The sequence below is a fragment of the Mycolicibacterium sediminis genome (genome assembly GCF_010731735.1).
GTDB lineage: Bacteria > Actinomycetota > Actinomycetes > Mycobacteriales > Mycobacteriaceae > Mycobacterium > Mycobacterium sediminis.
On record NZ_AP022588.1, the window covers coordinates 552,297 to 566,142 of the forward strand.

At 69.2% G+C, this 13,846-nt stretch carries 13 protein-coding genes; 6 read left to right on the plus strand and 7 right to left on the minus strand.

Annotated elements, in window-relative coordinates; genetic code table 11:
• Positions 1-80: 80 nt before the first annotated feature.
• The gene (gene hpnE, locus G6N64_RS02755; RefSeq protein ID WP_163795501.1) at positions 81-1,430 is read right to left on the minus strand and encodes a hydroxysqualene dehydroxylase HpnE; all 1,350 of its coding nucleotides are present in this window, start codon (positions 1,428-1,430) and stop codon (positions 81-83) included.
• Positions 1,431-1,523: 93 nt separating this feature from the next.
• On the opposite strand from hpnE, the gene G6N64_RS02760 reads away from it, so the two are divergent.
• Entirely contained in the window at positions 1,524-2,897 is a 1,374-nt protein-coding gene (locus G6N64_RS02760; RefSeq protein WP_163795502.1) for a flavin monoamine oxidase family protein, read from the plus strand.
• Positions 2,898-2,931: 34 nt separating this feature from the next.
• On the opposite strand, the gene G6N64_RS02765 is transcribed toward G6N64_RS02760, so the two are convergent.
• The 3 genes from G6N64_RS02765 to tgt are packed head-to-tail and all read right to left on the minus strand — an operon-like array spanning position 2,932 to position 6,719.
• Positions 2,932-4,221, minus strand: coding sequence for an acetyl-CoA hydrolase/transferase family protein (locus G6N64_RS02765; RefSeq protein WP_163795503.1), 1,290 nt, complete (start codon positions 4,219-4,221; stop codon positions 2,932-2,934).
• Between the two features lie 19 nt (positions 4,222-4,240).
• Positions 4,241-5,473 (minus strand): cytochrome P450, encoded by a 1,233-nt coding sequence (locus tag G6N64_RS02770; protein ID WP_163795504.1) that lies wholly within the window; start codon positions 5,471-5,473, stop codon positions 4,241-4,243.
• A gap of 4 nt (positions 5,474-5,477) precedes the next feature.
• A complete protein-coding gene (tgt, locus tag G6N64_RS02775; RefSeq protein ID WP_163795505.1) occupies positions 5,478-6,719 on the minus strand; it encodes a tRNA guanosine(34) transglycosylase Tgt in 1,242 nt (413 codons plus the stop codon).
• 167 nt (positions 6,720-6,886) lie between these two features.
• Here tgt and G6N64_RS02780 point away from each other — a divergent pair, with 167 nt between their 5' ends.
• From G6N64_RS02780 to G6N64_RS02790, 3 genes are all read left to right on the plus strand, one after another.
• On the plus strand, positions 6,887-7,402 hold the full coding sequence (locus G6N64_RS02780; protein WP_163795506.1) for a lipoprotein LpqH: 516 nt from the start codon (positions 6,887-6,889) through the stop codon (positions 7,400-7,402).
• Positions 7,403-7,562: 160 nt separating this feature from the next.
• The gene (locus G6N64_RS02785; RefSeq protein ID WP_163795507.1) at positions 7,563-8,975 is read left to right on the plus strand and encodes a PE-PPE domain-containing protein; all 1,413 of its coding nucleotides are present in this window, start codon (positions 7,563-7,565) and stop codon (positions 8,973-8,975) included.
• Positions 8,972-9,442 (plus strand): GNAT family N-acetyltransferase, encoded by a 471-nt coding sequence (locus tag G6N64_RS02790; RefSeq protein ID WP_220100563.1) that lies wholly within the window; start codon positions 8,972-8,974, stop codon positions 9,440-9,442. Before G6N64_RS02785 ends, G6N64_RS02790 begins: the two co-directional genes overlap by 4 nt.
• Before the next feature lie 16 nt (positions 9,443-9,458).
• On the opposite strand, the gene G6N64_RS02795 is transcribed toward G6N64_RS02790, so the two are convergent.
• Positions 9,459-10,199: a YqjF family protein gene (locus tag G6N64_RS02795; RefSeq protein ID WP_246230898.1), complete on the minus strand. Its 741-nt coding sequence runs from the start codon at positions 10,197-10,199 to the stop codon at positions 9,459-9,461.
• Positions 10,200-10,226: 27 nt separating this feature from the next.
• A complete protein-coding gene (locus G6N64_RS02800) occupies positions 10,227-11,120 on the minus strand; it encodes a mycobacterial-type methylenetetrahydrofolate reductase (protein WP_163795508.1) in 894 nt (297 codons plus the stop codon).
• Positions 11,121-11,564: 444 nt separating this feature from the next.
• Here G6N64_RS02800 and G6N64_RS02805 point away from each other — a divergent pair, with 444 nt between their 5' ends.
• Positions 11,565-12,524 (plus strand): DUF8129 domain-containing protein, encoded by a 960-nt coding sequence (locus G6N64_RS02805; RefSeq protein ID WP_163795509.1) that lies wholly within the window; start codon positions 11,565-11,567, stop codon positions 12,522-12,524.
• Positions 12,525-12,589: 65 nt separating this feature from the next.
• Here G6N64_RS02805 and G6N64_RS02810 read toward each other — a convergent pair whose 3' ends face one another.
• On the minus strand, positions 12,590-12,808 hold the full coding sequence (locus G6N64_RS02810; protein ID WP_163795510.1) for a DUF3072 domain-containing protein: 219 nt from the start codon (positions 12,806-12,808) through the stop codon (positions 12,590-12,592).
• Positions 12,809-13,001: 193 nt separating this feature from the next.
• Between G6N64_RS02810 and G6N64_RS02815 the strand changes: the two genes are divergently transcribed.
• A complete protein-coding gene (locus G6N64_RS02815; RefSeq protein ID WP_163795511.1) occupies positions 13,002-13,697 on the plus strand; it encodes a GAF domain-containing protein in 696 nt (231 codons plus the stop codon).
• The last annotated feature ends 149 nt before the right edge of the window (positions 13,698-13,846 follow it).

Below are 13,846 nucleotides of genomic sequence, written 5' to 3' on the forward strand. Positions count from 1 at the left end.
GCGAGCAGGACCCATCGGCGAGCAGACGCGAAGTTCCCTGTTTCGCCCCCAATGAGGGGAGTTGACGTCTGTTCGCGGGATCAATTGAGCAGCAGATCGACTGCGCGCGCAGCACTCTGGGCCGCACTCTCCATCGTCGCCGACCAATCGGTCGCGGTCCAGTCGCCCGCGAGTACCAGGGTCGGCACCGAGGTCCGCTGCGGTACCCGTAGCGAGTCCATGCCGACGGTCTGGGAGAACGTGGCCTTCGGCATCTTGACCACCTGCGCGTGCACGACCGTCGCGTCGGCCGCCGCCGGGTAGTACCGGCGGAGCAGCGCCATCTGCTCGTCGACGATCTCGTCGCTCGGCTTGCGGATCTGCTCGTAGGCGCCGCTGGTCGTGAGGCAGTACAGCCAGGTGCGGTCGGTCGACCTGCCGTGCATGATTTGTCGGTCGAACACCTCGTCGATGACGCCGGTGCCGCCGATCAGACCCTCGAACGCCGACTCGGTGCCGAGCGGCCGGTCGAGGTACAGGTTGGTGCTCACGATCGGGGTGGCTGCGAGTTTGTCTGCGGCGGCATAGATCTCGGCGTGTTCGGATAGGTCGTCCAGCAGCCCGCCGACGTGTGAGTTGGGCACCGCGCACACCACGGCGTCGGCGGGGACCACGGTGCCGTCGGCGAGCAGCACGCCGATGACCGCCCCGTCGGCGATCTCGATGCGGCGGGCCACCGCCCGGTAGCGGACGTCGACGCCGTGGGTGGCGAAGAACTCGATCGCCCCGTCGACGTAGAGCGTGTCGAGGTCGACGGTGGGATACCCGATGGTGATCAATGTGCGGTGCTTGGCGCCCATCCGGATGCCGGTGGCCATCACGTTGGCGAACACCTTCGCCGACCCTCGCGACACCGGTTCGGCGGCGATGCCGAGGGCCAGCCAGTCCCACAGTGCTTCGCGGGCCGGGGCGGGCATCCCCACCCTGTCGAACCACTGCTCGGTGGTGATGTCGGCGAGGTCCGCGGGCGGGTGCAGCGCCTGCCAACCGAGACGCAGCGTGGCTCGTGCCGCCCGCATCCGGTCGCCGACACTCGCATCGGGGTGCAGGCCGAACAGTGAACGCACGGCGCCGATACCCGTCGTCTGCACCGAGACCGTGCGGCCGTCGGGCCAGCGCAGCGTGGAGCGCTTCGGGAAGGTCACGTGGTCCCGCGTGCCGATGCTGGTCAGATATCGGAAGAGGTGTTCGTACCCGCTGGCGATGACGTGCTGACCGTTGTCGGCGCCGTCGTCGACCTCGTCGGCCCGCATCCCATGCGTACGCCCGCCCAGGTGAGCGCGGCGCTCGAGGAGGGTCACGTGGCCGCCGGCCTCGGCCAGCCACACGGCGGACGCCAGCCCGGCCAGACCACCGCCGATCACGACGAAACGGCGCTGATCGGCGGACATACCTCGAACGTACGCCACCCCACCCGACCCGCCCACCACGGTTTCTTCGGGAAAGGGGTGCGTTGATCGAGGTTCGCGGCAAGGCTGGGTGGCGTGACGCAGCCACAACGGATCGAAGCCGACGTCGTCGTCGTCGGGGCCGGACTCTCGGGCATGATCGCCGCCCGCACGGTGCTCGAGGCGGGCCTGGTGCCGGTTGTCCTGGAGGCCGACGAGCGTGTCGGTGGACGGATCCTCACCGAAGAGGCGATCGCGGGGGTGCCGCTGGATCTCGGGGCACAGTGGATCGGCGACACCCACCACCGGATGTTCGCACTGGCCGCCGAACTCGGCGTCGAGACCTATCCCCAGTACGACGTCGGCGAGACCTCCTACGACCTCGTGGGAACAGGGGTGCTGCGCGAGAACGACTTCCACGATCGCTTCGGCGACGAACTGGTGGCGCTCGAGCACGTCCTGCGCCACCTCGACGAACTGGCCGCCGAGGTCCCGCCGGACGCACCGTGGCAGGCACCGCACGCCGCCGAGTGGGACGCGATCACCGCCGGTGCGTGGTACGACACGCAGGGGTTGTCCGTCGTCGCGCGCACCCTGCTCGAGATCTGCACGGTGGGAATCCTGGCGGTACCGACCGCCGAGGTGTCGTTCCTGCACCTGCTGTTCACGATTCAGACCTGCGGCGTGACGTCGGAGTTGTTCGCCGAGTCCGAGGGTGGCGCGCAGACCACCCGGTTCGTGGGCGGCACCACCGAGATCCCGCGCCGGCTGGCGGCGCTGATAGCCGATCACATCGTGGTCGAGGCACCCGTGCAGACCATCGAGCACTCCCCCGACGGCGTCGTCGTCCGCTGCCGTGGCGGGCTGGTGGCCAGTGGCCGCCACGTCGTCGTCGCGATCTCACCGGTGCTGGCCGGGCGCATCATGTACGACCCGCCGCTCTCCGGAATACGGGATCAGCTCACCCAGCGGATGCCCAACGGATCGGCGATGAAGGCGTTCTTCGTCTACGACAGCCCGTTCTGGCGCGAGGACGGGCTCAACGGGCAGCTCATCTCCGACGTGGGGCCGGCGCGGATGTCGAACGACACGTGCATCCCAGGCGACGACCACGGCGTGATCCTGCTGTTCCTGGAGGGCGACGAGGCCAGGACCGCAGGCCGCCTGCCCGAGGCCGAGCGGCGGGAGGCGCTCACCGCCGAGCTGGTGCGGCACTTCGGTTCCCGTGCAGCACATCCCGAGTACTACGTCGACGGGGAGTGGTCGGACCGGCAGTGGACGCGCGGTTGCTACAACGCGAACATGGGCCCGCACGTGTGGACGAAGTACGGCTCCGCGCTGTCCGAGCCGATCGGCGTCGTCCATTGGGCGTCGACCGACACGGCGACGTACTGGAGTGCCTACATGGAGGGTGCGGTCGAGGCCGGCGAGCGTGCGGCGCGTGAGGTCATCGACGCGCTGCTGCGCTGACCCGCGAGCGTGCGCAGACACGCACGCTCGCAGCTTAAGCCGACCCGTTCAGGAGGGCGTCGCGGAAGTCGGGGTGGGCGATCGCGGCGAGCGCCTCGGCGCGCTCGCGCACGGTCCTGCCCTCCAGTTCGGCGACGCCGTACTCGGTGACGATGACGTCGACCTGGTGACGGGGCGTCGTGATCACCGCGCCCGGGCCGAAGGTCGGAACGATACGGGATCGCAGTTCGCCGTCCTTCTCGTAGGTCGACGGCAGGCAGATCAGCGAACGGTCCGACAGCTCGAGTCCGGCGCCGGCCACGAAGTCCTCGGCGCCACCGATCCCGCTGAACTGCTTGCCGTCGATCGTGTCCGCGACCACCTGGCCGTGGACGTCGATCGCGAGCGCCCCGTTGACGGAGATCATCTCGTCGTTCGCGCCGATCACCTCCGGCGAGTTCACGATATCGACGGGCAGGAACGCGACCTCGTCGTTGCCGTCGAGCCACGCGTAGAGATCATTCGACCCGAAGGCAAACGTCGTGACGCTGACCCCGTCGTACTGTCCCTTGCGCGTGTTCGTGACCTTGCCGGCACGGTGCAGCTTCATGCACCCGTCGGTGAACATCTCGGTGTGCAGCCCGAATTCGCCCAGATCCCCGTCGGCCAGCAGCGTCGCGATCTGATTGGGAATGGAGCCGATGCCCACCTGCAGCGTGGCACCCGACGGGATGAGACCGACGGCGTGCCGCGCGATGGCCTTATCGGCGTCGGCGGGTTCGGCATCGCCACCGGGCAGTTCGAGCGGTGCGTCGGTCGAGCGCACGAGCACGTCGATCTCGTCCACGTGCAGCGCATGCCGGTGCTCACCCAGCCCGGACGTCCGCGGATACGCCTCCGATGCCTCGACGATGAGCAGGCGGTCGGGATCGGCTCCGGCACGGCGCAATTCGTTGATCGTGCCCCCGGCATGCAGCGCGAGGGAGCACCACCCGTCAGCGTCGGGCGATGCCGTGACGGTGGTCATGACCCTCGGGGCCTGCCGTTCGAGCAGCGGCCCGAAGCGGCGAAAGTCCGCGGGCGTGAACTGGATGTCCGCGCCACCCGCGAGCAGTGCCCGCTCGAGCGGTCCGAAGAAGCCCGAGAGGTAGTGAACGCCCCTGCGGGAGAACAGCTCGGTGCCCACCGCCAGCAGCGCGCCGTACACGCGCAGGTTGGCCCAGTCGTCGCGTTCGCCGAGCGCCCGCAGGACGGCGGGCGGCTGGCCCGGTCCGAGCGGGATGCCCAGCCCGTCGGTGGAGTCGAGTCGTGCGGCGGCCTGCTCGGCGGTGAGTTCGGTCGGCATGGCGCGACCCTACCCACTGCTAGACGGTGACGGGGAGGGTCGCCATGCCGCGCAGCGTCAGGTTCGGCTTGTAGACGGGCTCGCCGTCGATGCGGGCGTTCGGGAAACGAGCGGTGACCGCCGTCAGCGCGACCGACGCCTCGAGCCGCGCCAGCGGCGCACCGAGGCAGAAGTGCGGGCCCTTGCCGAAGCCGAGGTGCCGGATGACGTCGCGGTCGGGGTCGAACGCGTCGGCCCGGCTGAACGCGTCGGGGTCGCGGTGCGCGGCGCCGAACAGCAGCATCATCGTGTCGCCCTTCGGTACGGCCGTCCCGCCGCTCGCACCCCCGATGACCATGTCCTGCTCCGCAATTCGCATCGCGAGCTGCACCGGCGGATCGTGTCGCATCGTCTCCTCGACGACGGTCGACACGCGGCTCGGGTCGGCCGCGAGCGCCGCCCACTGCTCCGGACTGCGGAGCATCGCCAGCACGGCGTTCGCGATCAGGTTGACCGTGGTCTCGTGCCCCGCGATGAGCAGCAGGTTGCACGTCGCGACGATCTCCTCCTCGGTGAGTTGGTCCCCCGCCTCCTCGGCGGCGATCAGACCGGAGATGAGGTCGTCGCGGGGTTCGGCGCGGCGCTGCTCGATCAGCCCGCGCAGGTAGTCGCGCAGCCACGCGCCCGCTTCCATCCGCTCGTCGACGTTGTCGGGAACGCCACCGGTCACGGTCATGAACGGGTCGAGCGCCTGGGCGAGCACCGCGGAGGCGTGACTGAAACGGGGTTCGTCCTCCAGCGGGACGCCGAGCAGGCGGCAGATCACCGCCACGGGAAGCGGGTACGCGAGGTCGGCGACGACGTCGAACGAGCCGCGCGCCTCGACGGCGTCGAGCATGTCCCCGACCATCGCGGTGATGTCGGGCTCGAGCGCCCTGACGACCTTGGGGACGAACGCCTTGCTCACCAGCTTGCGCAGCCGGGTGTGGTCCGGCGGGTCGAGGAACAGGAATCCCGGCGGTCCCGGCGGACGCACCACCTGGCCGTCGGCGAGACGCCGCTGAACGAGGGTCGACTTCATGCCGTCGCTCGCCGAGTCCGGATGGCGGAGGACGTCGTCGCAGTCCGCGAACGAGGAGAAGACGACCAGGTGCCCATCGGGCAGGACGAGCGGGCCGGCCTCGCGGATGCGGGCGTACACCGGGTAGGGGTCGGCACGGTTGGACGGATCGAGCAGGTTCCCCAGGAGCGCCTGCGCGTCGGCGTTCGTCATGCTCCTATTGTGCACGCGTGGAGTAGTACCGGCCCAGGACGTCGTCGCGCAGGTCGTCGAACTCGCCGGAGATGATGGCGGCGCGGATCCGGTCGACGAGCCGGATCACGAAGCGCTCGTTGTGGATGGTGCACAGCGTCGACGCCAGCATCTCCTTCGCCTTGAAGAGGTGGCGTACGTACGCCCGGGTGTAGTGCGCGCAGGTGTAGCAGTCGCATTCGGCGTCCAGCGGCGTGAAGTCCCGCTTGTAGCGCGCGCCGGTGATGTTGTAGCGCCCGTCGGCCGAGTAGATCGACGCGTTGCGCGCCACCCGCGACGGCGACACACAGTCGAAGGTGTCGGCCCCCGCGGCGACCGCGGCGAACAGGTCGTCGGGCTCGCTGATCCCGAGCAGGTGGCGTGGCTTCTCATCGGGCAGTTCGTCGGTGACCCAGCCGACGATGGTGGCGAGGTTCTGCTTCTCCAGCGCCCCTCCGATGCCGAACCCGTCGAAGCCCCGACCCTCGTCGTCGACGATCGCAGCCAGGCCACGGGTCGCCTGCCGCCGCAGATCCTCGTACTGCGCCCCCTGCACCACACCGAACAGCGCCTGGTAGGGCTTCGACGCACGCTCGACGGTGAGGCGACGGTGCTCGGCCAGGCAGCGCACCGCCCACTCGTGCGTGCGGCGGACGGACGTCTCCTGATACGCGCGGGTGTTGACCAGCGTGGTCAGCTCGTCGAACGCGAAGATGATGTCGGCGCCGAGCTGGTGCTGGATACCGATCGACACCTCGGGCGTGAACCGGTGCTTGGACCCGTCGAGGTGCGATCGGAACGTCACCCCGTCGTCGTCGACGTGCGCCAACCGCTCCTTGCCCTCGGCGATGACGTCGTCGGTCTGGACCCGGCTGGAATCCATCGAGAGCACCTTCTTGAATCCCACGCCCAGCGACATCACCTGAAAGCCACCACTGTCGGTGAACGTCGGGCCGGGCCAGTTCATGAAGGCGCCGAGACCGCCCGCCTCGTCGACCACGTCGGATCCCGGCTGCAGGTAAAGGTGGTAGGCGTTGGCCAGGATCGCCTGCGCACCAACGGTGCTCATCGACTCCGGCAGGACGGCCTTCACGGTGGCCTGTGTCCCGACCGCGACGAACGCGGGGGTCTCGACGTCGCCGTGCGGGGTGTGGATCACACCGACCCGGCCGGCACGTCCGGGCAGTTCGGCCTTGACCTCGAAGAAGTCGGCGGTGGGCGCGCTCACCGCCCTAGGTTGTCACACCTCGGCCGGGAGTCGCCCGCGGAGCGGATCGCCTGACATCGACTGCCAGATTTTTCTCCGAAAGCCGAGACCGCAGGTCGACGGGCCGCCATAGTACGGAGGATGGCCGGTTGATCTTGACCGGTCACGACTATCGAAGGAGACCGATTGTGAAGCGTGGCGTGCTGGTTGCGGTCAGTGGGGCGGCGTTACTCGTCGCCGGCCTGTCCGGTTGTTCGTCCGGCGACGAGGCGTCGCCGAGTTCGTCGTCGTCGGCCTCGTCGGAGTCGTCATCGGAGTCGAGTTCGTCCGAGTCGTCGTCGGCATCCGAGTCGGCCAGCGCAGAGCCCGGCGGCTCGAAGGTCACCATCGACGGGAAGGACCAGGCGATCGACGGCCAGGTGGTGTGCTCCACGATGGGCGGCACCGTCAACATCGCGATCGGTCAGGGCATGACCGGCGTCGGGGTCATGCTCGGCGAGGGGGACGCACCATCGGTCACCTCGGTCGCGCTCGGCAACGTCAACGGCGTCGCGCTCGCCGTCGGCCCGGGCGCCGGCGATGCCAAGGCCGAGAAGGACGGCAAGGACTACAAGATCAGCGGCAACGCGACCGGCGTCGACATGACCAACCCCACCGCGGGGATGATCACGAAGCCGTTCGAGATCGAGGTCACCTGCCCCTAGCGGTGATTCGACCGGCGGCGGCGCAGCAGTCGAGCGCCGCCGTCGTCGTGTCGAGGGGTCGGCGTCCTCAACGGTTCGATCGACCCCGGCAGGCCCACTCCTCGGAGTACCGTCCGACGCGCGCACCTTCGCGCCGAACGTCTAGGGGAGTCGAGTGGTCATGCGCCGTGCTGTCACGAAGATTCAGACGCATGGGGGCATCCTGGCCAGGGTCGCCGCAGCCGGCCTCGCCGTCGCACTCGTAGTCGGCCTCGCAGGCAACCCCACTCCCCCGAGTGTCGACGTCGTGCTCGGCAATTCCGTCATCGGCGCCGGCGGCAAGGACGACGGTCCCGGCGCACGCCTCCCCGCCAAGTTCAACGGGACCGTCATCCCCGACGGATACGCGTACGTGCCCATCGACTATCCCGCGACCATCGACCTCGCGGGCAGTCGGGACCTCGGCGCGGCATCGGTGATCGTCGCGCTTCGGGGCCGGGAGGCCGAGGCGGACATCGTGGTTCTCGGCTACTCGGAGGGCGCGCTGGTCGCCGAGCGGGCTCGGCGGGATCTGCAGGCCAAGCGGGTCGGGCCGTTTCCGGACGTGGACCCGGACGAATGGGCGCCGCCCGCAGACCAACTCAGGTTCGTCATGATCGGCTCGCCCTTCGCGCCCAACGGCGGAATGTTCGGGCGCTTCGCCGGCTTCTCGGTCCCGACCGTGATCGACACGGTGGGGCCCAGCGCGCCGACTCGCTACGACACCGTCTACGAGGCCCTCGAGTACGACCCGTACGCCGACTTCCCCGCCTACTTCAACCCGCTCGCTCTGCTCAACTCGGCCATCGCGGTCCGCTATGCACACCCGGACGCGGCCTACGACCCCATCGATCGGGCTACCACCCCGAAGATCCAGAAGACGGTGCGCAACGCCGCCGGCGGCACCGACACCTATGTCCTGTACCGGAATCCCCGTCTGCCACTCCTGGCACCGCTGCGCGACCTCGCCGCCCACGGCGGTGTCGCTGCGTTCACCGACCCCGTACTCGACGCCGTCGAACCGCTGCTGCGGCGAGTCGTCGACATGGCCTACACCGACCGCACCTACGCCAACGTCGACAAGGACGTGCGGTTCTCGCTCATCACGCCGCCCGGCCGGATCATCGAGGCACTGCGGGGCGAGCCGGATTCGTTCACGACGGGGGCGACGGGTGGCCCCCTCAGCAGTGCGGGTACGGCACCGAACCGGCGCACGGCCCCCGCGGAAGCTGCCGAGCCCGCGGCGACGCCGACTGTGAGGCAACCGGACTCGGGAAGCTCCGGCCGGACGGACAGGGCGCGGATCCTGCGTCCAACGCTCACGTCGGGTGGCAACAAGGCCACCCCGGCCGGAGTCGCCGGCGGTCCGGTCAGCACCACCGGCGCCGGTGGGCTGACCGTCGGCCCGGGTGCGTCGAGCGCCGAGCCCGGGGTCGGGGGCACCGCCTCGGTGACCAGCAGGGGGCCGTCGGCCCTCACCGGCACCTCCGCCGCGCGAGCGGGCGTCTCGGAGAGTGAACCCGGCACCGGCGGAGCAGGTCTCGCGGCGGCGTGACCAACACCGAGCCCCGCCCCGCGACCGCCGACGACGTACGGGACGTCACCGAACTGGTCGCCGCCGCATTCGAGAAGTACGTCGAGCGGATCGGCAAGCAGCCCGCGCCGATGCTGTCGGACTACGCCGCGCTGGTCGACGACGGCACCGTCTGGGTCGTCGATAACGGCGGCGCCGTCGCCGGGATGATGGTCGCCGTCGCCCGCGCCGATCACCTCCTCGTCGACACGGTCGCGGTGTCACCCGACGCCGTCGGCCTCGGCCTGGGCCGCATCCTGCTGGATCGCGCGGAGCGGCTGGCCGCGGAACTCGACCTCCCCGAGGTCCGACTCAGCACCAACGAGGCGATGACGGAGAACCTCGACTACTACCCGCGGCGCGGATACCGGGAGACGGGCCGCGGCCTCGAGGACGGCTACCGTCGAGTCTTCTTCGCCAAGGCGGTGAGACCGGCGCCGCGGCGATAGGGCGTACCGCCCGCCGCTAGACCAGGCTCGGACGCCCGAAGCGCGCGACGGTGCCCTCCGAATACAGCGCGCGTAGTGGCTCGCCGACCGGCGTGACGCCCGCGGCGGCGACGAGGTCGTCGTCGAGGCGCACCACGTCGGCGGCGCGAAAGACCCATGGCGCGTGTTCGTTCGGCACCCACCACGTCCGGCCTGCCTTCCGGGTGTGCGCGCCCCACCGGGCAGTCAGCCACGTCTCCAACGGCGTCGGCTCGACGGGCGCGCCCACGTCCACGACGATCTCGGATGCCACACCGCGGTCCGGCCATCGACGCGTACCGAGGTAGGTGACGCGATTTCCGTTGCGGTGCATGCGCATTCGTGCCCAGGTGTACGGGATGCCCAGCATCGCGCGCGACAGTGCCACCATGGCGAGCCGCTCGGTCTCCAGCGACCGGAAGAGCACGCCGTGCCGACCGGCGTCGTCGGTCGAGTACAACCGGACGTTGGTCTCGAGGAAGTCCCCGAAGTACGGGACGGCGGCCGGGACGACGAACGCCAGCTCACGCATCGCGAAGGGGATGAGCCCCACGTAGGTGTGGCCGTCGGCGAAGACGTCCGGACGGGTGCCCTCGGGATAGAGGTGCGCCACGGCCTCGGGATCGACCGGCCAGTGCAGGAAGGTCAGCTCGCTCCACCGCTGGGACGTGAAGACGGGTGGCGGGACCGACGGTGCCGCGACCGGGTACGTCGCCAACGGATCGGAGGAGGTGGACACGACTCGATCGTGCCACGCCGACTGCGGTCAGCCCGCGGTCGGCGACCAGTAGTCGAGCATCTCGGCGAAGGTGTCGAAGGCGGGCCGGGACACCCCGTAGGTGGCCTCGAAGTGGATGCTCAACGGGAAGCCGAGGTCCACGACGCCGTCGATCACGCGCTTGTAGAGATCGACCAGCTCCCGGCGCTTGTCGTCGGGCTCCATGGCGGCGAGCCGCCGGACGAAGGCCTGCTCCTCTGCGACGGCGGCGTTGCCCGGGTCCTGGATCAACCAGGTAATCAACCCGACCTTCGACTCGACCTTCGGGACGAACCCGAAGGACAGGAGGATCTCCGGGCGGTGGTCGTTCTCCTTGGCGAAGCGGCCGAGGAAGTCGACGATCGCGTCGGAGTACAGCAGCTGCGTCATGCCGTAGGTGGCGCCCTGGTCGACCTTGAACGTGAAGCGGCCCTGCTCCCCGTCGCGGGTCGGGATCAGGATGACGCCGCGGTTGTCGACCAGCTCCTCATACATCGACAGCGCGTCGGTGGGAGCGACTCCCACGCCCTCGCCGTCGCTCATGGTGCGCGGAACGCCGACGAAGGCGATGCCGTCGAATCCAGCGCCGTTCAGCCGCGTCAACCGCTCACGCAGGGCGTCCTCGTCGAGGAAGGACGTCACCTGGGTGCACAGTCCCCGCACACCGGGAAGTTCGGGCTGCAGCAGCGACCAGTAGTCCAGGACGTCGAGTTTCGGCTTCATCTCGATGGGGCGGTCGTCGTCCTCGTCGATCATCCCGGGGATCATCACGTGACCGAGGCGGTCGCCGATTCCGGCGGCGGTGGACAGCTCCACCACCTTGCGAGCCTCCTCGACGGGGAAGTCGGGTCCGCGCTCCACATTGGACGGGACGAGTTCGAGCGCGATGGTGTTCAAGGCCACGTGACAGAAGCTCCTCTTGAGGCGTCGACGTTCGCGGAGGACGGGGCGGTCACCTCGTCGTGAGCCGCTTGGTCCCCGGCGGACCGTTTTGGCAACGACGTGACGACGTCACCAGAATGGCGCGAACGGGTCTCTTACTCCTCATTGTCGCAGCACGACCCTCGGTTCCCGCAAACCACCCGACACCTGTGACGAGGGTCGCATGGTCAATTCGGGCACGCCGGCCGCAGACCTCGCAACCGTCTCCGTCCGTTCGGTCGCCGCTCGTCCACCGCTTTCGCCGCTCATGGCGCCACGCTGCAAAGCGCGGCCCGGGTCTCACAGATCGACGTGATCCAGCCAACAGCGGGAACCCGTTTTCCGACGTCGGAGGGTCGGGTAACCACCAGAACAAGGCGCAACACTGCGCCGCTCGACACGACACTTCACTGTGGGAGGAGAACCATGTCCAACACGGACACCAGCACGCTCATCGCACAACTCCGCGCCGTACTCGCCCTGACCAACACCGAGGTCCAGGTCGCCGAGACGCGGACCGTCCAGGCACGCACCGAGGCCGTCCAGCGGGAACTCACCGAAAACGCACGGCACGGCCGCGAGCGCGCCCTGAAGATCCAGGCCGCCATCCGCGAACTCGGCGGCTTCCCCGACGTGGTCGCACCGTTCTTCGGTCGCGCTGCCGCCGCCGTCAAGGCGCTCGGCGAGCAGGCCGGCCCGTTCGACGAGGCCCTCCTCGGCGACCTCGGCCTCGAGCACCAGCTGCTCGACCGGTCGCGCTACCTCAAGGCGTTGGCCGTCTCGGCCGGCAACAAGGACGTCGAGGCGCTCGCCACCGAGCTGATCACGGCGCACTCGGCGACCGTCGACTGGTTGACCACCGTGCTGGCCGAGGATGCCCTCGGCGGACCGGCCGCATTGCGCCGGACCCCGCTGCAGGCCGCCGCCGGAATCACCGTCAAGATCGCCAACCTCCCGCTGACGTGGTCGGCACGGCGGATCGATCGCGCCGTCGACGCAATTCGCAACACCCCGCCGACGCTCAGCGAGCTGGCCGACCGTGGTGCGCAGGCGGGTTCCGTCGCCGCGAAGGCCTTCTCCGCCTCGCGGGACGCCGCACTGGAGACCGCCGAAAAGGTCACCCGTGACGCGGGCGCCGAGGATGCCGCGGACGTGCTGCACTCGCTGCGCACCGCAGCCGGCGTCGTCTCCTCCGACGAGCTGCCGATCGCCGACTACGACGAGCTGAACGTCAGCTCCGCCGTCGCCGCCGTGAAGGATCTCAGTGACCCGGCCGACATCCGCGCGATCATCGCCTACGAGGAGCAGCACAAGAACCGCGTAGGAGTCGTCTCCGCCGCGCAGACGCGCGTCGCGGACATCGCCCGCGAGGTCGTCGGCGTCTGATCCACCTCTGAACACGCGAAACCCCGGCCACGCATTCGTGGCCGGGGTTTTTGCGTCGTGTGTTTCTACCCGCGTCCGGTGGACGACTGAAGTTCGTCGATCATCTCGGAGGCCTGCGCCTTGGTCAGGTCCTCCGGCACCTCACGCTTGGCCTCCTGGGCCAGGGTGTGCAGATAACTGCGCTGCGCACCGGTCATCGGCTCGTCACCGGTGACCCAGTCGGACGGATCCTTCTCGGCATTCTCGTTCGGGGCCTGCGGCACCTCGTTCGTATTCTCACTCATGACGACCTGATACCCGGACGAACACGCGTTCGAAACCTACGAGTTTCCCAGGGCCTCATCCGCGACCGGCCGCGTGGCGCAGCGAGGTGCGGAAGTAGGAGAGACCGAGCCGCCCCGAACCGGCCGGGCTAACTGCAGGACTTTGCCGCGCGAAGGGCGCAACCCGATTGCCGGGTGGCCGTATGTTAGGTGGATGGCGGACATCCCCAGCTTCGACGAGCAACTCGATCGCGCGTTGCGGGCGCAGGCGAGCAGATCCGGCGAATCCATCGACGTCTACGTCCAGAAGGCGGTCGCCGCCCGGTTGCGCAAGGACCTCGAAGCCAACGCGGAGCCCGAGATGCAGGTGCTCCTCGACCTGCTGAAGCGGATCAGCGAGAACGCCTCCATCGCCGAGGTGACGGGCAAGCACCCGATCCTCGACGATCCGGCGCGCCTGCAGGCACTGCGGGACACGGGCCTGCTCGACTCGGACGCCGAGCCCTCGTACGACCGCATCGTGTCCATGGCGGTGCAGGCGCTCGGCGTCTCGTCGGCCGCGATATCGCTGGTCGACGACCACCGGCAGTTCTTCAAGAGCGTGATCGGCCTGCCCGACGGCGTGCGCGAGACGACACTCGACCGTTCGGTCTGCCGGTACGCGGTGGCCAGGGGGGAACCCCTCGTCGTGGAGGACGCCCGCGTGCACCCACTCCTGCACGATCACCCCGCCGTGCTGGACGGCACGCTCGTCTCCTACGCCGGCATCCCGCTCTTCGCCCCGAGCGGCCTGGCGATCGGCACCGTCTGCGTGTGGGACGGTCAGCCGCGCCAGTGGAGTACCGGTCACCTGCAGGTCCTCGACGATCTCGCACAACTCGTCAGCGAACGCGTCTTCGCGGCGGCATGACGGTGCGGGCCCATCTCTTCGCTCTTTCATCAGCGTCAATTACCCTCCCGTTTCACGAATTTGGGTATTTGTCCAAGCAAACTGCTGTCTGGAAACGGCAACAGGCGTAACTTGACGAACATGGACGGCGGCAGGACGTAGGGCGGCAT

Excerpts from the sequence above, each read along its gene's own strand:
- hpnE (WP_163795501.1), bottom strand. The coding sequence starts at position 1,430 with ATGTCCGCCGATCAGCGCCGTTTCGTCGTGATCGGCGGTGGTCTGGCC.
- G6N64_RS02765 (WP_163795503.1), bottom strand. The coding sequence starts at position 4,221 with ATGCCGACCGAACTCACCGCCGAGCAGGCCGCCGCACGACTCGACTCC.
- G6N64_RS02770 (WP_163795504.1), bottom strand. The coding sequence starts at position 5,473 with ATGACGAACGCCGACGCGCAGGCGCTCCTGGGGAACCTGCTCGATCCG.
- G6N64_RS02785 (WP_163795507.1), top strand. The coding sequence starts at position 7,563 with ATGCGCCGTGCTGTCACGAAGATTCAGACGCATGGGGGCATCCTGGCC.
- G6N64_RS02805 (WP_163795509.1), top strand. The coding sequence starts at position 11,565 with ATGTCCAACACGGACACCAGCACGCTCATCGCACAACTCCGCGCCGTA.
- G6N64_RS02810 (WP_163795510.1), bottom strand. The coding sequence starts at position 12,808 with ATGAGTGAGAATACGAACGAGGTGCCGCAGGCCCCGAACGAGAATGCC.
- G6N64_RS02815 (WP_163795511.1), top strand. The coding sequence starts at position 13,002 with ATGGCGGACATCCCCAGCTTCGACGAGCAACTCGATCGCGCGTTGCGG.